At 62.0% G+C, this 19,125-nt stretch carries 25 protein-coding genes; 8 read left to right on the forward strand and 17 right to left on the reverse strand.

Annotated elements, in window-relative coordinates; genetic code table 11:
- Positions 1-649: hypothetical protein (locus CJU94_RS39580; RefSeq protein ID WP_157763921.1), on the forward strand; the 649-nt coding region annotated here is incomplete at its 5' end.
- Between the two features lie 8 nt (positions 650-657).
- Here CJU94_RS39580 and CJU94_RS39585 read toward each other — a convergent pair.
- The 17 genes from CJU94_RS39585 to CJU94_RS39675 form a co-directional block, all read right to left on the reverse strand.
- Positions 658-1,668 (reverse strand): AcrVA2 family anti-CRISPR protein, encoded by a 1,011-nt coding sequence (locus CJU94_RS39585; RefSeq protein WP_007183078.1) that lies wholly within the window; start codon positions 1,666-1,668, stop codon positions 658-660.
- A 12-nt stretch (positions 1,669-1,680) separates the two neighbouring features.
- Entirely contained in the window at positions 1,681-1,992 is a 312-nt protein-coding gene (locus CJU94_RS39590) for an H-NS histone family protein (protein ID WP_007183079.1), read from the reverse strand.
- A complete protein-coding gene (locus tag CJU94_RS39595; protein WP_007183080.1) occupies positions 1,989-2,981 on the reverse strand; it encodes a DNA-binding protein in 993 nt (330 codons plus the stop codon). The genes CJU94_RS39590 and CJU94_RS39595 overlap by 4 nt, the downstream gene beginning before the upstream one ends.
- Positions 2,982-3,075: 94 nt before the next feature.
- Positions 3,076-3,990, reverse strand: a complete 915-nt coding sequence (locus CJU94_RS39600; protein WP_007183081.1) for a DNA cytosine methyltransferase — start codon at positions 3,988-3,990, stop codon at positions 3,076-3,078.
- A complete protein-coding gene (locus tag CJU94_RS39605) occupies positions 3,987-4,184 on the reverse strand; it encodes a hypothetical protein (protein ID WP_007183082.1) in 198 nt (65 codons plus the stop codon). The genes CJU94_RS39600 and CJU94_RS39605 overlap by 4 nt, the downstream gene beginning before the upstream one ends.
- Positions 4,185-4,252: 68 nt before the next feature.
- A complete protein-coding gene (locus CJU94_RS39610) occupies positions 4,253-4,525 on the reverse strand; it encodes a hypothetical protein (RefSeq protein WP_007183083.1) in 273 nt (90 codons plus the stop codon).
- A 357-nt stretch (positions 4,526-4,882) separates the two neighbouring features.
- A complete protein-coding gene (locus CJU94_RS42160) occupies positions 4,883-5,257 on the reverse strand; it encodes a hypothetical protein (RefSeq protein WP_007183085.1) in 375 nt (124 codons plus the stop codon).
- 55 nt (positions 5,258-5,312) lie between these two features.
- The gene (locus tag CJU94_RS39620; RefSeq protein ID WP_007183086.1) at positions 5,313-5,549 is read right to left on the reverse strand and encodes a hypothetical protein; all 237 of its coding nucleotides are present in this window, start codon (positions 5,547-5,549) and stop codon (positions 5,313-5,315) included.
- Between the two features lie 28 nt (positions 5,550-5,577).
- The gene (locus CJU94_RS39625) at positions 5,578-5,895 is read right to left on the reverse strand and encodes a hypothetical protein (RefSeq protein WP_028229650.1); all 318 of its coding nucleotides are present in this window, start codon (positions 5,893-5,895) and stop codon (positions 5,578-5,580) included.
- A 689-nt stretch (positions 5,896-6,584) separates the two neighbouring features.
- Entirely contained in the window at positions 6,585-6,848 is a 264-nt protein-coding gene (locus tag CJU94_RS39635; RefSeq protein ID WP_007183089.1) for a hypothetical protein, read from the reverse strand.
- Positions 6,845-7,480, reverse strand: a complete 636-nt coding sequence (locus CJU94_RS39640; RefSeq protein WP_007183090.1) for a ParA family protein — start codon at positions 7,478-7,480, stop codon at positions 6,845-6,847. Before CJU94_RS39640 ends, CJU94_RS39635 begins: the two co-directional genes overlap by 4 nt.
- A gap of 51 nt (positions 7,481-7,531) precedes the next feature.
- Positions 7,532-7,744: a hypothetical protein gene (locus CJU94_RS39645; RefSeq protein ID WP_007183091.1), complete on the reverse strand. Its 213-nt coding sequence runs from the start codon at positions 7,742-7,744 to the stop codon at positions 7,532-7,534.
- A 60-nt stretch (positions 7,745-7,804) separates the two neighbouring features.
- Entirely contained in the window at positions 7,805-8,083 is a 279-nt protein-coding gene (locus tag CJU94_RS39650; protein WP_007183092.1) for a hypothetical protein, read from the reverse strand.
- Entirely contained in the window at positions 8,070-8,375 is a 306-nt protein-coding gene (locus CJU94_RS39655) for a hypothetical protein (protein ID WP_051059081.1), read from the reverse strand. Before CJU94_RS39655 ends, CJU94_RS39650 begins: the two co-directional genes overlap by 14 nt.
- Positions 8,376-8,505: 130 nt before the next feature.
- Entirely contained in the window at positions 8,506-8,808 is a 303-nt protein-coding gene (locus CJU94_RS39660) for a hypothetical protein (protein ID WP_084170445.1), read from the reverse strand.
- Between the two features lie 562 nt (positions 8,809-9,370).
- Positions 9,371-10,297, reverse strand: a complete 927-nt coding sequence (locus CJU94_RS39665; RefSeq protein ID WP_007183094.1) for a replication initiator protein A — start codon at positions 10,295-10,297, stop codon at positions 9,371-9,373.
- 423 nt (positions 10,298-10,720) lie between these two features.
- Positions 10,721-11,668, reverse strand: a complete 948-nt coding sequence (locus tag CJU94_RS39675) for a hypothetical protein (RefSeq protein ID WP_095423934.1) — start codon at positions 11,666-11,668, stop codon at positions 10,721-10,723.
- A 1,301-nt stretch (positions 11,669-12,969) separates the two neighbouring features.
- On the opposite strand from CJU94_RS39675, the gene CJU94_RS39680 reads away from it, so the two are divergent.
- From CJU94_RS39680 to CJU94_RS39710, 7 genes are read left to right on the forward strand one after another with little or no spacing between them, the layout of a single operon-like run.
- Positions 12,970-13,803, forward strand: a complete 834-nt coding sequence (locus CJU94_RS39680; protein WP_244221231.1) for a DotI/IcmL/TraM family protein — start codon at positions 12,970-12,972, stop codon at positions 13,801-13,803.
- 11 nt (positions 13,804-13,814) lie between these two features.
- Positions 13,815-15,005, forward strand: a complete 1,191-nt coding sequence (locus tag CJU94_RS39685) for a DotH/IcmK family type IV secretion protein (RefSeq protein WP_007183098.1) — start codon at positions 13,815-13,817, stop codon at positions 15,003-15,005.
- Between the two features lie 10 nt (positions 15,006-15,015).
- Complete coding sequence (gene traO, locus CJU94_RS39690; RefSeq protein WP_007183099.1) at positions 15,016-16,359, forward strand: conjugal transfer protein TraO; 1,344 nt, start codon at positions 15,016-15,018, stop codon at positions 16,357-16,359.
- A gap of 37 nt (positions 16,360-16,396) precedes the next feature.
- A complete protein-coding gene (locus tag CJU94_RS39695; protein ID WP_007183100.1) occupies positions 16,397-17,278 on the forward strand; it encodes a hypothetical protein in 882 nt (293 codons plus the stop codon).
- Positions 17,279-17,290: 12 nt separating this feature from the next.
- Positions 17,291-17,824 carry a conjugal transfer protein TraQ gene (gene traQ, locus CJU94_RS39700; protein WP_007183101.1) on the forward strand — a complete coding sequence of 178 codons (534 nt, stop codon included), beginning with the start codon at positions 17,291-17,293 and terminating at the stop codon, positions 17,822-17,824.
- A gap of 36 nt (positions 17,825-17,860) precedes the next feature.
- Positions 17,861-18,322 carry a DUF6750 family protein gene (locus CJU94_RS39705; protein WP_232292955.1) on the forward strand — a complete coding sequence of 154 codons (462 nt, stop codon included), beginning with the start codon at positions 17,861-17,863 and terminating at the stop codon, positions 18,320-18,322.
- 48 nt (positions 18,323-18,370) lie between these two features.
- On the forward strand, positions 18,371-19,123 hold the full coding sequence (locus tag CJU94_RS39710) for a hypothetical protein (protein ID WP_007183103.1): 753 nt from the start codon (positions 18,371-18,373) through the stop codon (positions 19,121-19,123).
- Positions 19,124-19,125 lie beyond the last annotated feature (2 nt).

The raw sequence follows: 19,125 nt of genomic DNA on the forward strand, positions 1-19,125 counted from the left end.
GAGCTTCGAGAAGCTGCTGGGGCGGCAGCCTTCCGAGAAGGAGATTCAAAGCCTGTATCGCGTGAAGAACGCGCTCAACATTCGCGATAACGATGCGCTTTGGCTCGTGTTGATGGCGCTGGAGTCCTACGACACGCTATATCGGAAGTATCCGGGGATGATCTCCGATCAGGTCGGCAAGATCCTCGACGAACAGCGGGCGACAATGGCGGCGATCGCTGATGCGGAGACGAAGAAGGCGCTCGGAACGCTCGCCGACGCGGTAAGCAAGACGAGCGAGCGGGTTGCTGTGCGCCTCGTCGACGCGTCGCGGTGGCTGTCGTGGGGATGGGCATGGTTCGCCTTCGCGGCATTCGGGTCGCTGTGCGTGTTCGTGGGCTTCGTGCTGGGCAGTGGACGCCTTCCCTATTGGGCAGGTCCTGCGCCGGGCGACGGTCCGTTGGTAGCGATCTTGGGGGCGTTGGCGCGCACGCCGGCGGGGTGGCTCGCCGCGGCCGGTGGCGCAGCGGCGGCGATCGGCGCTGCGTGGCGCGCGAGAGACGACCTGAAGGCCGGGAGGCGGCTCGGGCTGCTTGCCGCCTGCCTCGGCTTGCTTGCCGCGTCAGCGGCCTTTCTGTGGCCTGTAGTGGCGGTTTGGAAGGTGCTCTAAGGTTTGGCTCAGGGTTTCAGCGGACGGACGGCATAGTCCTTGACGACGACGCCGCGCGCAGAGCCTGCATTGACGAGCGTATCCGACACCCATACGGTTTTGTGTTCGAGCCGGCGAATGTGCCCACGCCGGATGTGCGCCTTCGGGCTGGCGTGCTGCCCTCCCTTGCCGCGACCATCGGCGGCATTGCTCGGCCGCACGGCCAGCACCCGATAGTCGAAAAACGGCACCTTGCCGTTTTGCTCCCGCTTTTTGTTCAGCTTCGCCGGGGCTTCCAGTGTCGGCGCTTCGATGTTCGCGCAGTTGACGACACATCCGGTCTGGATCAGGGCCTGGATCTCGTCGCGAGCGTTGGCCAAGGTCTCAGAGTGGACGGCCCGGAGCGAACCGAGTTGCTGAACGTCGAATTCGTACCGCTCGGGCAGGATGACAAAGGGCGAGACCTGAAACTGACGCATCTTGCGAGCGGACAGCCCGGCCTCGCGTAGGGGCTCGTTGAGCAAGCGGGTACGCTCGTCGGCCTGTTCGGGCACGTAGGCGCTGAGTTCGTTGGAATGCGGCACAAAGGCACCGCCTGGCGCGAGTTGCCATTGATCGGCGTCGGTCCAGTAGATCGGAATGACGCACACCCCGCCGTCCGGTTCGCTCAGCAAGTGCTCAGTACCGGGCAGAAGCGCCGCGACATCCTCGTCGAGCTCGACGCACAAGGCGATGCGCTTCGGGCAGCGCAGGATACCCTTGTCGCCGCCTTCGCCGTCGGGCAACACCCACGGCGCTTCCAGCGCGGCGACGGGATGCGGTAGCCGCATGCTGTCGATGTGAACCTGCCGGAGCTCGCTGACGTCGATGAGATCGGCGCAGTTGGGCAGCAGGTACTTGACGCCGATACGCAGGAGGTGCGCGACGGCCTCGTAGCCTGCGCGCATGCCCGGCATGTCGCGGCGGATAGTCGGGATCAGCCGCTCGAATTGCTCGAGCGCGTGTGTGCTGTAGTTGAGGCGCTGAACGTCTTCAGACATGGCGGTACAAGGTCAGTCGATGAGAAATCGGGTGCGGTCTTGCTCGCGAATCCATCGCGGCACGTTTCCACGGCCGCACCACTCTTGCCCTGTGGCCGGGTCGCGATAGCGAGCGGGCAACGCGTTCACTTGGTAGGCGCCGCGGCGGCCGTTTCTGCCGACGAGATCCTTGTGCTTGATGCCGTAAGTGTCCATCAGGCCGTGGATGGTCTCGATCGCGTGGACACGCTCGCGCGCCCGTGCCTGCTCGATCCGCTTGTCGAGCTCCGCAAGTTCGGAGAGAAGCTGCTGGTAGATGGTAAGTCGCGCGGGCGGATTCGTCATGCCTTCGGCGTCCGCTTCGTGGGCGACAGATCCTTGATGATCGTGCGCAGGTCGACCACTTGAGCCTTGGCGGCATCGAGTTCGCCCGACGTGCGCGCGAGCTGCTCACCGGCCGCTCTCGCCTCCTTACGCGCCTGTGCCGCCTCTGCCTCGCGTTGCTGAACCTTCTCCAGCGCACGGTGGATCTCGTCGGCGGTACGTTTGCGCACATCGGCCAACTGCTCGGACAGCTTGTCGCGCTCGGCCTCGGCCTTCGTAGCCGCCCGCTGCGAGTTAGCGAGTTCCTGCGCCAGCTCCTTGTCGCGACGGCGCAACTCATCGATCTCACGCCGCGCGGCTTCCTTCTCCGCACCGTGCTTCGCCTCGGCTTTCGATGCCTTCTCGCGCTCGTCGGCGAGCTCGCGTCGCGAGGCAGTCAGCTCGGCGCGAACGCCGTCGACGTCGGTTCGCGCCCGCTCGAGGTCTTTCTCAAGACGGTCGACGAGCGCCGCCTTTTCGCGAGTCTCGGTGGCGGCCACGTGCGCCTCCTGCTGGGCCGTGCGCAGTTGCTCGCCCAAGGCGGACCGCTCCTCCTCGAGCTGCGCGGCCCTACCCTGCAGGCGGGTGAACTCCTCGACCGTGCGTTCGTGCTCGGCCGCAAGGGCTTCGTACGCATCCGACTGCTCGGCCGACAGGCGCGCCAAGTCGCTCTTTTCGGCCTCGAACGCGGCCCGCGCCGATTCTAGGGCATCGTTGGCCAGCCGCTGCGCGACTTCCCATATGTGGTTACCGAACCCCGTCATCGCGTCATGCAACTCGGCGGGAAGCGGCTCACGCACGCTCTGCACGAGCATCCGCTGCTTCTGCCGCCACTCCTTCAATGCCTCGACCACATAGTTCATGCCGGCGCGCGCGCGCTGACGCACTGCGTCGACGTTCGGAAACTCGCCGTTTTCGGCGTACAGATCGTCGGCGGCAGCGAAAATGCGGTCTTTCAGTTCCTGATTCATACGTGCCTCACGGGGTCCGCGTCGGTTTAGTGGTAGGAATAATAATAACACTACTATTATTACTACTCAATGAACAAAAAATGTGTACATGAATTCATGCGGCTCGGCGAAGCGCGCGCAGAAGGTCGGCGGCGGCCGGAGGCATGACGGCATTGCCCAGCAGGTGCATGGCGCTGCGCCGGTTCAACGGCAAGGCGAACGTCGGCCGAAATCCGCACGCGCGTTTCGCTTCCCTCGGGTGGAGCATCCGCATACGGTCGCCGTCGATGATGGCCCAGCGGTCTACCGTGGTTATCGTGCCGATCGGGCGGTCGATTGAGCGGCCGGTAAGGCCGGAACCGTTGCCGTAGTACGGCGCGACGAAGCGGTCGCCGAAGGCGCGGCGTCCGGCTGCGATCCGGGCCAGTGTGTTAGCGCTGCGCCCCGGCTTGTCGATCCTGCTCCAGCCCGGCGCATCCCACTCGATGACGTCGCGAATGGGCCTGTGGTCCCGCAGGGGAAGCTCGAGGCCGATGGGTGCGGCCGACCTGGTGCAGACCAGGAACAGCCTTTTGCGGTGCTGCGGAACGCCGTGGTCCGCCGCATCGATGATGTACGACGCGATCGCGTAGCCGAGCAGGCGCATCGCATCACGCCACGCTGGATAGAGCGCCCAGCGCTCAAAGGCGGGAACGTTTTCCACAACAATGAAGGGTGAGCGGTGATATTCGGCGCAAGCGACGACGGCCCATGCCGTCGACCGCAGTGCATCGTGATGCGCCTTTTCCTTCCCTCGAGCGGGGCTGTGCCCCTGACAGGCGGGAGCTGCGAGCATGAGGTCGTGCGTCGGCACCGTACGCCAGTCCGCCTGCTGCAGATCCTGACAGGCGTGCTCGGTTTCGGGATGGTTACGTGCGTGATATTCGCACGCCAGCGGCCAATGATTGCCGGCCCATACGACACTGCAACCGGCCATGACCGCACCCTCAGTGAAACCACCGGCGCCGGAGAACAGGTCGATCGCTCTCATTGTGCCGCGCCCTCTTCCACAATCGTCATCGACAAGCCCTCGATCAGCAACGCGTTGTCGCGAACGAGCGTGCGCTTGCCGAGATACTGATGACGGATGCTCTCCCAGCCGGGAATGTCGGTGCGCTCAGTCGTCCAAACACCTCGGAAATCGGCGTGAACGCGGTCATACTCGGCGCGTGTGATCGTAACCATGAATGCTCCTAGACGGATGTGGAAGATCCCGCTGGAAGCCGGTAGCCGCCGACTCCCAGCGAGCAATGTCAGGCGTCGCCGTCGGCTCCGCAGTGGCAGCAATAGCACCGACCCTCGCCGAAATAGCTGTCGTCGTCGCCGCCGTAGGCCGACCCGCTGTAACTCCACTTGTGGCCGCGTTCCGTGGCGCACTCGAACTGCTCTAGCGTGAGCCCTTCATCGTCGTGGATATAGCGCTTGATCGTCAGTGCGCGAATCGTCGGATACTCGCGGCGCAACTGCTGGTATTCCGCGGCCACTTCTCCGAATGCGATCGCTTGCGCGAGGGTTCGTACTTGCATCGTCGCTCTCCTTCCGGTTGGCTCTACTGCATGGACCTAGTATAGCTTACATACGTACATACGTAAATACGTAATTGCGTAAACATTTGGATGGGTGTTGAGGCATGGCAGACGGTCAAGGGGACGCCCGGAAGCCGCAGCGGAGCGCAGAGCTGGCCGCAGGCCAGGTCGAGCACCGAACGGGTGAGGACGGCAGCGCAGCGGCCCTTGACGGGCTGGCGTGCCGGGATAGACGCTCCAGTCGAGGGTGTGGGGGAAAGGTTCATCTCCCCCGCACCCTTGACGACAGAGGGCGACTCGCTCCTTCCCGCAGGGCGGGAAGGCGGGGGATGGGTGGGTGCGGCCGCCGGCGGCGGCTTAGGCGTCTTCGGCCGCGTCACGTGCCAGTTGCGTCGCGTCGACTAGGTTCAGGCCGAGCTCGTCGCGGAAGTACAGCGCAACCTGATGGATTGCGCCATTGTGGTTGTACTCGGCGCGGCGAAACTCAAGGTACTTGTCCGTTGCGCGGCGCAAGGTATTGAGGTCAAAACTCGGGTTCGCCTTACCCTGACACGCGTCTGCGAGGGCTCGCGCCTCAGCGGCCCACGGCGTTGCCCCCTCTTCCCCCGCCGCGTTGCGCAAGAAATGAGCTGCGTCTTGCCAGTCGCCGGCCGCAATGGCTTTCCATGCGAGCTGACAACGCTTCACTTGTGCGTCAGGCGCGTCGAGCAGCAGTTCGTAAGCCGTTTTCATATCGCCCCTCTCCATATTGTCTGAGCCACCTGCCAACCGTAGCGGGAGCGGTTAGTCAGTTGAACCGCCCGCCCTTGGCCACGGCTTCGGCCTTCAGTTTGGCGATGCGAGCTTCGGCTTCGGCCAGGTCGGGGCCGGCAAGGTCTTCGTCGAGAATCGAGTTCTCGATCATGGTCCATGCGTCGCACTGCGGGCACAATTGCTGATTCGTTCCCGCGATATCGCGCGTAAGTCGGCCGCACGAACGGCAATTGAACGTTGTGCTGTTCTTGCGAAAGTGGCGTTCAGCCATGTCTTCCTCCTGTAGCAGTAGTCGTTGATCAGGCGACATAGAGGAACGACAGCAGCGCGTCGAACCAAGGCGTCCCGTCCAGTTTGTCGTCGGTGCTGAACTCGACACCCTTGTCGCCAAGCGGGCGTGTACGCTTGGGCAGCTCGTATTCGCCGAATGCGCGACCACTCACCGTGTTGTAGAGGGCGGTCACGTAGACGCCGCCGTGCTCGAAGCCAAAGCGGATGTGATCGCTTCCCTCTTCGAGGTACTTGCGCGACTGACACGGAAAGCCCTCGCGATCGCAGGCGGCAATGAGTTCCTCGCCGGTAATGTGGCGCTTGAACTTCCTGATCTCGGTTTGCATGTGTTGCTCCTAGACGGTTGGGAGGTAGGCCGGGGACTGGTAGCCGCCAGTGGTTCCGGCCGGGATGCGGTGAGGCGTGGCCGTCACTGCATGGGATCTATTATAGTCTGATTACGTACATACGTAAATACGTAATTGCGTAAATATTTGGCTGGGGGGTTCGGCATGTCAGGCGGTCAAGGGGACGCCCGGAAGCCGCAGCGGAGCGCAGAGCTGGCCGCAGGCCAGGTCGAGCACCGAACGGGTGAGGACGACAGCGCAGCGGCCCTTGACGGGCTGGCGTGCCGGTGCAGACGCTCCAGTCGAGGGTGTGGGGGAAAGGTTCATCTCCCCCGCACCCTTGACGACAGAGGGCGACTCGCTCCCTTCCCGCAGGGCGGGAAGGGCGGGGGGATGGGTGGGTGGCCGCCGACGGCGGCCCTGCCCCGCTCTGCTGCCCGTAGGTATGAAAAAGCCGCCCGTGGGCGGCCTTTACTGAATGTCCGGGTACATACGTAATTACGTACACTGCGCCTTCTCTACCCTCCACCGGATCGGCGGTTCATACGTGTCTGCATGGTCCGATTCCGCAGCCGAAACGGCTCCAATCATCGAGATGATCGACAGCGAGCCAAAGGCAATATTCTTCTCCATCCCGTTCGCCCTATTCGGTTCAAATTACGTATGTACATGCGTGCGTACATACGTAATTACTTCTTGTGTGCCCAATAGAACTCGAGCGCCTCGTCGATGATGTCGGATTCCGTGACCCGACGACCCTCTGCTTGCGTACGGTGAAACGCATCCTCCTTCAGCTTCGTCTCGAAGGTCTTGCGGATACGAATGGTCTTGTTGGTCCGCTCGGGCACTGCCGGGACCGTAGCCGCGGCAGTGCCCGGCGCCGTCGATTGAGATTCGACCGCACCTTCGCTGCCGCCGCCACGGAATTCCTCTAGAGAAGGCTTTCTCTTCATGCTTTCACCTCTTGGTAGAACGCGACCATTTCGGCCACGGCTTGGCTATCCTTGCCAATTTCCTCAACCGTGCAGCCCTCGCTGGTAGCGCGGCGGAACGCCACGCGCTCACACACGCGGGCATTGAGCACGTCGAGTTTGTTTTCCTGCAGAAATTCGAGCATTTCCTTCCCGTCCTTGGTCCGGGGATCGATGCGCGTAAGCAGGATCTTCACGCGCAGCTCGGGGTTGTAATCCTTGGCCAAGTCGACGACCTCGAGTAGATCCGTCATCGCAGCCGCGTCGAAGCCGGACGCGCCGACCGGGACGATCGCCAAATCGGCCAGCAGCAGCGCATTGCGGAGCCCCGGCGCGTCGCGACCGCCGGCGTCCACGACCGTGTGTGCGAACCCCTTCGACAGTTGCTTGCCCTCATCGAAAATGGCCTTGCCGCGCAGGCATGTCGTCGTCGGCGACGGCTTGCCTTTCACCGCCTCGCTGTCACGTCGCCATGCCGCCCATGTTGCCGCCGTCTCCTGCGGGTCGCCGTCGATCAGTAGGGTAGGCTCCGAACTGGCGAGATGCGTCGCCAGGTGAACAGCCGTCGTCGTTTTGCCTACGCCACCCTTGGTATTCACAACCGCGTATTTCATGGGTTTCTCCTTATCCGTACATACATGCGTATGTAATTACGTAATTATGCCTTAATGGCAGTCCGAAAGCAAACTGAAGCCGTTGATATGCACCTGGTCCGGCGGTCGGCCGACCTTCGCAGCAATCTCATGCTTCGCCTGAGCAAGCAGCAACAACTCGACGGTGTTCTCGTCGGCGCCGTCTCCTATAGCGAGTCGAACGGTATGCGCCTTTTCGTCGAACGATTGCGGGGTCCGATAGAAAACCCGGTATTCGCGTTCCATGACTCCCTCGTGCGAGCTACATAATGCCGTATTTACATACGTAAGTACGGCATTATCGGGTTAGTCTTCCTGCGAGATCTCGCGGGTAGGGAGGCGATTCAGCAGCTTCTTGGCGTGCTGAACTTCCATCCAGTTGCCCGCCGTCGGCGTCGAGCGCTCAAAGACGGTCATGACCATCTCGAGCGCATCGGCCAACTCGTGCGCAAAATCAGCGGCCTCGGCCATCTTCTTGAACTGCTCGACGGCCATCGACCGCCCTTCGGCCGTCCCCTCGGCATAGCCAGCGAGGAGAACGGGCAGCACACTGGCCCACGACATTTTCAGGTCAACGGTCAGCATCGCATGCCTCCCTCGTTTGGACTTCAGCGATACGCTTCTTGAGCCGGCGGATGTCGGCGTTGTTGTTGCGCAGAGCGGATTGAGGGAAGCCGACGCGCCCGGCGAAATCCTTGGTCTTGAGCTCGCCAATGTGTTCCTCGGAGAACCCCAGCGCCCGCAAGGCGTTGTCATCGCCCTTGCGCAGGGCAGTGTTCGCGGCGCGCATCATTTTCTGCGAAGCCTTGAGCCGCTCGATCTCGGCCTCCAGCTTCTCGATCGCGTCCGATTCGGACGGTCGCATCGGTTGCTTCATGGTCATGCTCCTAGACGGATGGTCGTCGGCAAAACCCGGTAGCCGCCGGGCGTTCGCCGGTGCCGCCGACATCGGCAGCACCAACCTAGTATAGCGTACATACATACATACGTAAATACGTAATTGCGTATTAACGTCGTGAGCCTCTTCCGTGGTTTTTCCCGCCGCATGAGCACTCGCAGCGCATGATCCGGCCCGTCGCGTTGAGGCAGCGAGCGTCACATTCATGCCGGCTAGGGTTCGATTTGTACTCGATCACCCGCTCGACCGGCAGCACTTGGTCACGTGCGTCGGCGGGAGATCCGACCCACATGTGATAGCCGTCGTACCGGCGGCCGACCACGCCAGGAAACCGCAGCGCGAATTCAGTGTTCGACATGCTCGTAACGGCCACAAGCTGGCGATCGCCGTGGAAATACTTCATATTTGCCATCGAGATCTCCGCGCAGGAAAGGGTATAGCTATATTGCCATACTTACGTACATACGTAATTGCGTAATTGCGTAAATATTTGGATGGGTGTTGAGGCATGTCAGGCGGTCAAGGGGACGCCCGGAAGCCGCAGCGGAGCGCAGAGCTGGCCGCAGGCCAGGTCGAGCACCGAACGGGTGAGGACGGCAGCGCAGCGGCCCTTGACGGGCTGGCGTGCCGGGATAGACGCTTCAGGAAAGGGTGTGGGGGAAGGGTTCTCTCCCCCGCACCCTTGACGACAGAGGGCGACTCGCTCCCTTCCCGCAGGGCGGGAAGAGCGGGGGGGATGGGTGCATTACCACATACTTACGTATGTACGTACACTAAGCCGAAAGGTCGGCGATATACGACACTTAGGAAGATAGGCAAAAGGCTCGAAAAAGCCTTCCGTGCCGTCGAATTGTTGATGTAGGCGGGAGGGTAGAGCAGCGGCCACGGGCCGGAACGTCCCGATTACAGCACGCTGGAACAACAGTCACTGCGGGCACCGACAGCGCGTGTCGGCGAAGTACGACCCCGTTCCGTTAGTCGTCGGCCATTAGGTTGCCCTGCCGCTCGAGCTGCTCAAACCAAGTGAACCCGTCGATACGCTGCAGCTCCTTCGTCAACGCCCTGCTGTCGCGCGAGTAGAACACGATCCGGTGGGGCTTCTTGCTGCTGTCCAGCGCGACACGGTAATCGGGCAGGGCATCGCGCTTGATGATGTCTCGGACGTCGGCCCGGAAATGTCGCAGCGACTGGATCGAGCCGCTTTTCTGCCGCATGATCTCGATGTCGCATTTCCAGATGGCCTTGTCGCCGGCGTGCTTGCGAGCCAGCTCGTACAGCCGACGCTCGAGCGGTTGCGACAACAGAAAGTAGCGGCGGTCGATGGTCAGCACCTCGTAGTGCAGGAATGCCTTGTACAGCCATTCCGCGACGATGACGACGACCTCGAGGACACCCTTCCCGTTCTTGGTCCGCCGAGTAATGGTGTAGTCCTCGATCCAGCCAAAACCTCTCGTCTCCTCTTCGCCGCCTGTCGCGATGTTCGTCTCGATCGTCGTGCCTTTCAGACGACGTAGCATGTCGAGCATGTTGTCATAGGCTTTGCCGCCCGGATCTCGCTCGGTGCCGGTCAGAAACGCATAGGTATCGATCTTCACCGTGCGAGAAATCGGCAATCCCGCTTGTCGGGCTTCAATGATCTGCGAGCCCATATAGAGCAGCAAATCCTTGTCGAAGACAGTGGCGGCGCCCAGCACGGACGGAATTACCTTGACGCGCTTCTGAGTCGACGGGCTGACGTATTCGCGCACGGTCGTGTCGCGTCGTTTCGACAGGGAGAATAGCGGGAACTCCATGCTGGCCAGGTCGTCCTTGACCGGCCACTCAAGCATGTTCGCCGCAAATAGCTCCGTCTGCGTGTACGGTTTGTGTTGCCCCCTGACGGGTACTGGTGTTGCTGCCATTGATCCGGCCTCCGGTCCTTCCATCTTCAACTGATCTTACAAAGCGTGTACGGACGTCCACGCATGCGCCTAATCACGAGTCGAAAGAGCGGTGCGCATCGGTCATCCGTCTCCAGAACTGTCTGGAGCGTCCGAATGCGCGTACCGTCTTTCTGGCCCCATGTGCGAAGAGCGACAGGATAACCAAAGAGATCGCGGAACAGCCGCAGCTCGTAGAACCCGGTAGCTGACTCCCAGCGGGCAACGTGGCCTTGCTTGAGGTCAATGGATGGAACAGCTATCATGATGGGTATCCTAAGCGGACGCGCTCCTAGACGGGCCTTTGCTCTGGTAGAAGCCCGGTTTGGTAGCCGCCAACCGGGCTTCGCTCATTTCGCGTTAATTAATTTGCCATATTTTGGCGGATTATCCTAATTGCCACGTTCAGGCGGCAATTTCTTCCTCCAGCGTTTCCTCTTCTTCGCCGATGTCGGTTTCGTCGTCCGTCTCCACATCGTCGGCGTCGGCCGCCTGCCAAACAGCGTCGGTCGCCTGCGTATCGTAGACCTTCACGGCACCGTCCAGCACGCAAAGCTGGCCACGGACGCGAACCACGAGACCGCGCCGATCGCCGCGTTCGAGACTACCGTTGTCCCACGCTCGGCACTGGCTGCGATAGCTGAACGTCGCACCTTGCCAGTCAGAGAACGCGGTGAACGACCAGCCCTCGCATTCGCGATAGGAGCCGCGGCTGAAACCGCCGTCGTTGATGTATTCCCGACCATTCACCACGAAGGTCGGCACGCTGGCGATTCCGTCGTTGGAGTTCGCGAGTTTGTCGGCGCAGTAAGCATGTCCCCACGTCGAATAGGGGGCTTCGATCGCGTGAATCCTGTCGCGGTAGCTGTCCAAGAAAAACGAGTCGCGCCACGGCTGGAAGTCGATGGCGCGATTGGTCTCGGACCATCGCCACGCGATCAGCGTGCCGACGTCGCGCACGTACATCGCGGCCGTCGCCACGCATCCATCTTCGTCCCGAACCTTGTATTCGATCCCGTCGAAAACCGACCCGACCATCGCCCGGCAGTGAGCGACGAATGCGTCGAACTCGTCGTCCGTTGGCTTGCACGTCACGCGCCAGAGATGGCGCGGTTCGTCGCCCTCGTCGCAGCGTTCGACCATCTTCTCGAGTTCGTCGCCGGCGAGAGCGAGGCCACGCGCGAACAGCGGCCGCGCCGGACCAGCGATGCGCTGGACCGCATCAGTTCCCTTCGCAAACATCGCACGATACTGCTCGACGGTGTATTCCGGATCAAGCCAAGTTCCGGGCTCATCCAGCGCAAACGCCCGCGCGGCAGCGTCGCCAAAATCGAAGCCGAATTGTTCGCTCATCGCAGTGCTCCTAGACGGTTGGGAGGTAGGCCGGGGACTGGTAGCCGCCAGTGGTTCCGGCCGGGATGCGGTGAGGCGTGGCCGTCACTGCATGGGATCTATTATAGTCTGATTACGTACATACGTAAATACGTAATTGCGTAAATATTTGGCTGGGGGGTTCGGCATGTCAGGCGGTCAAGGGGACGCCCGGAAGCCGCAGCGGAGCGCAGAGCTGGCCGCAGGCCAGGTCGAGCACCGAACGGGTGAGGACGACAGCGCAGCGGCCCTTGACGGGCTGGCGTGCCGGTGCAGACGCTCCAGTCGAGGGTGTGGGGGAAAGGTTCATCTCCCCCGCACCCTTGACGACAGAGGGCGACTCGCTCCCTTCCCGCAGGGCGGGAAGGGCGGGGGGATGGGTGGGTGGCCGCCGACGGCGGCCTTCGCTTGTCGCTACTTTGTAAAGGCGGAGCCTGAAGGATCGAGATGATGGTTTTTTGCTGTTCGAAGTGAGACGGTCGTTCTGCGATGACGGTGCAAGGATTGGAAGCGGCGGGGTCAAGGTCGCCCTCCCTTTTTATTGAATGCTTTTGGCCGCGGCGCGGAGGTGCTTCACGGCAGGCTTGCCTGCCGCGTGGAAGCCTTGTTCGCCGCGGCCTTGGTCAACCTGCGCGGCTGTGCCGCGCCACTTGTTGGGGGGATGCCGGGCGGGAAGGACGCGCGTAGCGCGGCCGGGGCGGAGCGCGCTTGAGCGCGCGTAGCGAGCCGGCGGGGGGCGCTTGCGCCCCCCAAGAGGCGGAGGCCTCTGCCGCGTTACTACTATGTTTTGTAAAAAAAGGAGGGTTAACAGCCGCGCGCGTGTTAGCGCTGTGGAAAACTCCTCAAACGCCTTGCGCGACAAGGCTCTGCGCGTTGCGCATGTCGCTGATGTACGAAATGGCCGTCGGCGTTATACGAGTCATTTGTCGCTGATATCCGAGGCTATCCGTCGGCGATATACGAGCGCTTCAACAGCCTGTCCAGAGGCTTATCCACATTGTCGGCGATGTACGACCCTTGTCGGCGATGTACGAGCCTGTCGCATCTCCCCTCCTGTACCGCTCTCTCGTCCTAAATCCACCTCTTCCCCTTGTTTTTCGAGGCTTAGCGGGCAATCGGTGACGCCCTCAAGTGTCGGCGATATACGAAATCGGCCGGAAAACGTCGGCGATATACGAGCCCAAAGGGCGCCTCAGAAGCGCTTGCTTCCGTTCCGTATTCAATCCTGCATGGGAATTAACAATTACATCGACTGATGAAACCAAAAACCCCGACAGTCAGGCTTGCGCGCTCTTGTCGTTTTTTGCATCATGGTTATAATACGGAAAAAAGGAGGTGGTTCGATGACCGCACTGAACGAAGCAAACCAGGAACGGGCCGTAGCTGCCGGCCCGCTTCCCTCGAGAGACCAGGCCGTGTCCGATGCAGCAGAGCCGAATGCGGCGAGCGAGCAACTCGCGGAGCTCGCCGCTCAACTTCATCAAACAGCCGATGCGGTTGAGCCGGCGGTGCGGATGGAGAAGGACCGCAAGCACCTGCAATTCATTGCAGGCTCGTCTGTCAAGCTGAACTTCATTCTCGCGACAGCGCTTCTGATCAGTGTCGTCGCGAATGGTGCGCTCGGTTGGCGTGCGTTCAACCCGGACCGCCAGTATTTCGCCTCCGACAACGGCCGCATCTTCCCGCTGATTCCGATGTCGCAGCCGTATCGCAAAGCGGCCGACGTGATCCAGTACGCGAAGGACACGATGAACCGTTCGTTCACGATGGACTTCCTCAACTGGCGTCAACAGCTCGAGGACATCCGCGGCAATTACACGCGCGACGGCTTCAAGTCGTTCATCGCATCGCTGCAAGCCTCGGGCGTCTTGGCGACCGTGCGCGATCGCCGCATGAACATGTCGATCACTGCCGGCACTGGCGTTCTCACAAAGGAGGGCGTCGAGAACGGCGTCTACGTGTGGTACGTCGAGATGCCGATCGAGGTCAAGCTGTCGGGGCAGACGTCTGAGCTTCCTGCGCAGCGCTTCCTCGCAACGGTTCGGATCGAGCGAGTTTCCACGCTCGACTCCATTGAAGGCATCGGCGTCGGCCAACTGGTGACGAAGCCGCTTTGAGGACTCGAACGATGAAACGACTCGCCCTTTTGCTCGTTGCACCGTTGGCGGCCAGCACACTCGCTCCGGCGATGGCTCAAAACGCGCAACAGCCTCAACCCCAACCGGCGCAGCAGCAAAGCGCGGCACCGGCCGCGCAAGGTGTCGCAGCGCCTGCACCGGCACCGCAGCAGCCGCAACAAGCGCAAGCCCCGCAGTGGGTCAATGCGGGCGCACCGGCCGGCGCATTTCCGCCGCCGCCTGGTCAAGCGCCGATGAGCTCGCAGCAGCAAATTCAGGCTGCGTTCCCGCAAACCAACTATGGAGCGGCGAATTATGCTGTGGCCGGACAAGCCCCGCAGGGCTACCCGCAGCAGTATCCGGCGGGAGCAGTACCTCAGAATGGCGTCGCGCCGATGCCCCCGCTCGCGCCTCCGAGCAATTACGAACGCGCCGAGCAGGTCGTTTCGCCCTTCAGCAACGGCGAGATCGTCAAGCTGCGTCAGCAGCTCGATGACTCGCGCAAGGCAAAGGCTTATCACCCTGTCAGGACCGTGCCCCGGATCAGCAGCATCTCGGTCGACCTCTCGCCCGGTGCCGCGCTCCCGATCGCGCGCGTGCTGCCCGGCGAGCAGACGACGCTGGTGTTCGTGGATTCGACGGGCGCGCCGTGGCCGCTCGCCGTTGCTCCGCGAGTTTCCGATGCCCGCTACTTCGATGTCGAATGGTTGCAAGGCACGCCGTCCGTCGTGATCTCGGCGTTATCGGCCTATGAAGACGGTAATGTGACCGTCTTCCTTCAGGGCATGGCGACGCCGGTCGTGGTCAAGCTCGCCACCGGCGAGCCCGATTCGAAAGAGAAGAGCCGCGTTGTCGACTATCGCCTCGATCTGCGTGTGCCCGGCCGTGGTCCGAACGCACAAGCCCCGTTCCTCGGAGCCGGTCGTATCGCGCTGTACGACGACACGATGCAGGGATTCCTCGACGGCATTCCGCCGAGTGGCGCGAAGCGCGTGACAGCGCATGGCGACGTACCGGCACGCACGCAGGTTTGGCAGTACGGCGACGCGATGTTCGTTCGCACGAACTACGACATTCAGACGGCATTCGATCAAAGCATGTCTGCCGCCGACGGCACGCGCGTTTATCGGTTGCCGCCGACCCCTTACGTCACGCTGTCCGAGATGGGCCGGTCCGTGACGCTCCAACTCGACATCAATTGAGAGGCAGAGCATGAGTACACAATCGGACGTCGGGCGCCAAAGCAAAATCGTCGCGATCGGGGTCATCGTGACGATCGCGGTTGTCGGCTATATCGCCGCGACCTACTTCGCCGACAGCTCGCGCAAGCAGTCGCAGATCAGCGCGGTGCAAACGCAAGGGCGCGGCACACCGACCAAAGAAAGCGAGCAGTATTCGCAGGTTCTCGACAAATACAACCGCACCAAGGCGACCGATGCCGAGCAGAACGGGCAGTCGTATCTGTCAGTGCTGTCGAGTCGTACGAACAACGTACCGGATCAGCCCGCGAGTGCGCCGCAGGCCCAGCCTCAAGCGCAGCAGGTCGTCTACTACCAGCAGCCGGCCCAGCAACAGAACCCGCAGCAGGACCAGCAGCGTCAGAAGGAAGTCAGTGACCAGATGCAGGGGTTGATGGCGAACTGGGCGCCGGTGCCGCATAGCACTGCGCGCGTTTCGACGGACAGCGCTGATTACGCGAAGTCGCTGATGCACGAGTCGGACACGCCGGCCCAGGTGCAACAGGCCGCCGCGGCGGCCGCAGCGAAAGTGAAGGTCGTCGAGGACTTCGCTCTTATCCCTGCCATGCTCCAGACGGCTATCGATACGGATGAGAATTCGGTCGTGCGGGCGTATATCCCGAACGGTCAGTACGCCGGTGCGGTGCTGTTCGCGATGGGCTACAAGCGAATCACCAACTCGGTCGACATGACGTTCTCGTACATGCAGTGGCAGGGCCACTCGTACAAGGTGACCGCGAAGGCTATGGATCAAACGACGATGCGCACGGCGTTGTCGGGCGACGTCAACAACCGTTACTTCTCGCGCATCATCATCCCTGCCATCGCGATGGGCATTGGGCGAACTGGTCAACTCTTTGAGCAGGCGGCCGCGCAGAACATCATCACGCCGCAAGGCGGTGTCATCCAGACCTATCCGTCGACGCCAAGCTGGAGCGCTGTCGGTGGAACGATTGCGGGCGGTATGGGCCAGCAAGCGGGGCAGGTGCTGGCCAACGATGCGGCGAACATGCCAGTGAAGCAGGTTCTTATCCCGAAGGACACGCCTATCTGGATTCAGTTCATCGGCCCGGTGCTCGCGAGCGACGACGTTGCCGCTGGTGCGACGGGACCGACCCAACCTCGCCAGCCGATGGCTCCCGGAACCGATCCGCTCAGCGCCGTGGGTCAGCCGGCATCGCAACCGCCCAAGCTGAACGTTTCTCCCGTGGCTCCGAGCGGCTACGGCGGCTACAGCAATACGCCGTACAACATGCCTGGGTACACGCCTCCGAGCTATTACCAGCCGCCGGGATCGGGCTACTATCCTCAGCAATAATTCCGTATAATAGACACGATACGAAAAGGTGCCCGACATGAGCGACCCGACAGGCAAGGATAAGCAGCCGGATTCCGGCGTAGACATTTTCAACATGAAGCCGGATGCGAAGAACGCGAGCGAATCAGGAAAAACGCAAGCCAGTGCAGCGCAGCCGAAGGCTTCCACGCTGCCGAGTTTCGTGTCGAAGCTCGGCCCGGTGCATTTCGCGATCGCCTGCGCTGTCGTCGCAGCGGCGTGGATCGGCTGGCCGTATGTATTCAGCGGATCGTCTTCGGACAAATCGACGACCGCGCGCATGCTCAACCCCGATCAGGCAATGAGCGATGCAAGCCGGGCTCAACAGTATCAGCCCGTCGTGAATCAGCCCGCCACATCGCCGGCAGTCGCGGCCTCGAGCGTCACGGCCGCGACAGCAGCCCCGGCGAGCGACGTGACTGCGGTGGCTCCGGCAAGCGGTGCATCTGCGGCGACGGTAACCGCTGCGTCAGCGCCGGGTGGTGCGAGCGCGACCAGCACGCAAGCATCGCAACCGACAGCGAAGGAAACCGAGTTGCAGGCGAAGGTTGACGATCTGCAGAGCAAGCTCGCCACGGCCGAAGCGCAAGCGGCGAAGTGTCCTGCTCCGATCGCGACCGCGAGCACGAGCGTCAGCAAGCCGAGGCATCGGGTGCGTCACGTTTCGACCTCACCGCGTCGGTATGTAAGCACCACGCCGACGGCGACGACGCGTATTGGCGCCGGAACGACGAAACCGGGTGACTTCACGCTCAACACGGTCTACCGCGACCAGGCATGGATTCAGAATGCCGAGCGCACCTATGTCGTCCAAGCTGGCGATGTCATCGATGGCATGCGCATCGTTCGTGTCGATGCCTCGACGCGTCAGGTTGTGACGTCGCTCGGCACCATTCGATAGGAGCGCGACGCTATGGATCTGGCTCAGATGGTCGTCCACTTCGCCAGCGATTTTTCGGTGGCGATGTGGCGATTCCTTTGGGTGCTCGGCGTAGTGGTCGGCATCCTGTACGTCGGGAACTCGCTGCTGCGTATGCAGCGCGCGTCGCGACTGCCGGGCCAGTCTCCGGTCACGATCGGTGACATTCTGCCGATCATCCTGATCGGCGGCCTGCTGTTGAACCTGTCGCAGTTCATCAACGCGACGTGGAATTCGTTCGGCACCGGCTCAGTGAGCTACGGGCCGATTTCGTACAGTGGGGCGGCCGATTTCGGTCGCTTTGCGGACGCGATCAATGCAGTCCTAACGATCGCGAGTGTGGCGGGCGGCGTCTTCTTCTTTCGTGGCGTCGTCATTCTGAAAAAAGCATCGATGGACGGGCAGTCGTCACACGGTGCTGACGATTCTGTCTGGCGTGCCCTCACTCACATGGTGGGCGGGGCGATGCTGGTTCAGATCCCGGATGTTATCGAGGCGTTCCGGCAATCTTTCGGCCTCTACTGGTAGTTCCACCTTGATAGGAGAAGATGTATGAAAAAGGTAATGCTCAAGCCCATCGAGTGGCTCGGAGACCTCGGGCGTAAAGCGCACATTAGCGCGACGGCAAAGTGCGCGGACTATGTGGAATCGCGGACGCCGCGCGAGCGTCGCATCATGATGGCAAGCGCCGCGATGACCTTTACGGGTCTGTTCGTCGCGACTGCGGCACACGCTCAGGCCACCAATGGTATTGCCGGGATGGTCGACTCAGCCGCCCAACAGGGCGATTCAATCAAGACCAACCTCGGCAAGCTCTTCGCCGCCGTTGGGTTCGGCGGGGCAGGCTACGGCGGCTACAACTGGTGGCGCAAGGGTAAGGAAGGCGAGCATAGCCAGATCAAGGGCGGCCAGATTTTTGTTCCGATCTTGGCGGGTGCCGCTCTCGGCGCGACCGGCTTCGTGATGATCAAGGCCGGCGAAACGGTAGGTATCCAGAGCTCGTCGCAAGGCGCCCTGCCGCAGTAACCGCTCTCATACGGGGGAGGGCGGTCAACCGACCGCCTCTACTTAGCGATGACGACAGACCGAACCGATATTCACGACCCGGCCGACGTCGAGCTCGACAAGGTGCAGCCTAAGCCAAGCTTGGGCAGCAACTTCGAGAAGGCGGCGCACCCGGCTCTGCTCTTTTCGACGAAAAGCCGCGTTTGGGGCGACAAGCACCCGAGCGCGGTCGAGCCGACGGAACCCGAATTCGAGCAGCAGGATCTACGCCGCAAAACGCTCGTCGCCGACGGGCACCGTTGCATGTTCTGCGGCTTCTATTCGTCGCAGAACCAGGTTCACAACCTGAGCGACAACCATCGCGACGTGCGAGCAGAGAACCTGCGCGCCGCGGATCATCTGTGCCACGGCTGGAACCATCTCGGCGAACTCGGCGAAGGCAACGCCGTGATCGCCTATCTGCCGGGACTGAGTGGGCAAGATGCGAACCATCTCCAGCGCACGATCATCGTTGCGATGCAGTCGGACGATCCTGTCGTGCGGGAGGATGCGAAGAAGCTGCTGAACTGGATGGCTTCGCATCGCGACTACGCGAAGGACGCTTGGGGCACGAGTGACCCGGCTGTGTTCGCCGAGGCGATCGTTCGCCTCGAGGAGGAGGACCGGGAAAAGCGCGAGGTCGTCTTTCAAGACCTCGCCGTAGTTTTCAATCCTGGCCCGTACACGCAAGTCGCTGCGACGTGGGCGCGCGAATCTTACGGTACGTTGCCGGTCGGCAAGTGGGGCCAGGTGTATCACGACGTTATGAACGCGCCTGCATAAAA

Source organism: Paraburkholderia aromaticivorans (genome assembly GCF_002278075.1).
Classification (GTDB): domain Bacteria; phylum Pseudomonadota; class Gammaproteobacteria; order Burkholderiales; family Burkholderiaceae; genus Paraburkholderia; species Paraburkholderia aromaticivorans.

Excerpts from the sequence above, each read along its gene's own strand:
- CJU94_RS39585 (WP_007183078.1), bottom strand. The coding sequence starts at position 1,668 with ATGTCTGAAGACGTTCAGCGCCTCAACTACAGCACACACGCGCTCGAG.
- CJU94_RS39590 (WP_007183079.1), bottom strand. The coding sequence starts at position 1,992 with ATGACGAATCCGCCCGCGCGACTTACCATCTACCAGCAGCTTCTCTCC.
- CJU94_RS39595 (WP_007183080.1), bottom strand. The coding sequence starts at position 2,981 with ATGAATCAGGAACTGAAAGACCGCATTTTCGCTGCCGCCGACGATCTG.
- CJU94_RS39600 (WP_007183081.1), bottom strand. The coding sequence starts at position 3,990 with ATGAGAGCGATCGACCTGTTCTCCGGCGCCGGTGGTTTCACTGAGGGT.
- CJU94_RS39605 (WP_007183082.1), bottom strand. The coding sequence starts at position 4,184 with ATGGTTACGATCACACGCGCCGAGTATGACCGCGTTCACGCCGATTTC.
- CJU94_RS39610 (WP_007183083.1), bottom strand. The coding sequence starts at position 4,525 with ATGCAAGTACGAACCCTCGCGCAAGCGATCGCATTCGGAGAAGTGGCC.
- CJU94_RS42160 (WP_007183085.1), bottom strand. The coding sequence starts at position 5,257 with ATGAAAACGGCTTACGAACTGCTGCTCGACGCGCCTGACGCACAAGTG.
- CJU94_RS39620 (WP_007183086.1), bottom strand. The coding sequence starts at position 5,549 with ATGGCTGAACGCCACTTTCGCAAGAACAGCACAACGTTCAATTGCCGT.
- CJU94_RS39625 (WP_028229650.1), bottom strand. The coding sequence starts at position 5,895 with ATGCAAACCGAGATCAGGAAGTTCAAGCGCCACATTACCGGCGAGGAA.
- CJU94_RS39635 (WP_007183089.1), bottom strand. The coding sequence starts at position 6,848 with ATGAAGAGAAAGCCTTCTCTAGAGGAATTCCGTGGCGGCGGCAGCGAA.
- CJU94_RS39640 (WP_007183090.1), bottom strand. The coding sequence starts at position 7,480 with ATGAAATACGCGGTTGTGAATACCAAGGGTGGCGTAGGCAAAACGACG.
- CJU94_RS39645 (WP_007183091.1), bottom strand. The coding sequence starts at position 7,744 with ATGGAACGCGAATACCGGGTTTTCTATCGGACCCCGCAATCGTTCGAC.
- CJU94_RS39650 (WP_007183092.1), bottom strand. The coding sequence starts at position 8,083 with ATGCTGACCGTTGACCTGAAAATGTCGTGGGCCAGTGTGCTGCCCGTT.
- CJU94_RS39655 (WP_051059081.1), bottom strand. The coding sequence starts at position 8,375 with ATGAAGCAACCGATGCGACCGTCCGAATCGGACGCGATCGAGAAGCTG.
- CJU94_RS39660 (WP_084170445.1), bottom strand. The coding sequence starts at position 8,808 with ATGGCAAATATGAAGTATTTCCACGGCGATCGCCAGCTTGTGGCCGTT.
- CJU94_RS39665 (WP_007183094.1), bottom strand. The coding sequence starts at position 10,297 with ATGGCAGCAACACCAGTACCCGTCAGGGGGCAACACAAACCGTACACG.
- CJU94_RS39675 (WP_095423934.1), bottom strand. The coding sequence starts at position 11,668 with ATGAGCGAACAATTCGGCTTCGATTTTGGCGACGCTGCCGCGCGGGCG.
- CJU94_RS39685 (WP_007183098.1), top strand. The coding sequence starts at position 13,815 with ATGAAACGACTCGCCCTTTTGCTCGTTGCACCGTTGGCGGCCAGCACA.
- traO (WP_007183099.1), top strand. The coding sequence starts at position 15,016 with ATGAGTACACAATCGGACGTCGGGCGCCAAAGCAAAATCGTCGCGATC.
- CJU94_RS39695 (WP_007183100.1), top strand. The coding sequence starts at position 16,397 with ATGAGCGACCCGACAGGCAAGGATAAGCAGCCGGATTCCGGCGTAGAC.
- traQ (WP_007183101.1), top strand. The coding sequence starts at position 17,291 with ATGGATCTGGCTCAGATGGTCGTCCACTTCGCCAGCGATTTTTCGGTG.
- CJU94_RS39705 (WP_232292955.1), top strand. The coding sequence starts at position 17,861 with ATGCTCAAGCCCATCGAGTGGCTCGGAGACCTCGGGCGTAAAGCGCAC.
- CJU94_RS39710 (WP_007183103.1), top strand. The coding sequence starts at position 18,371 with ATGACGACAGACCGAACCGATATTCACGACCCGGCCGACGTCGAGCTC.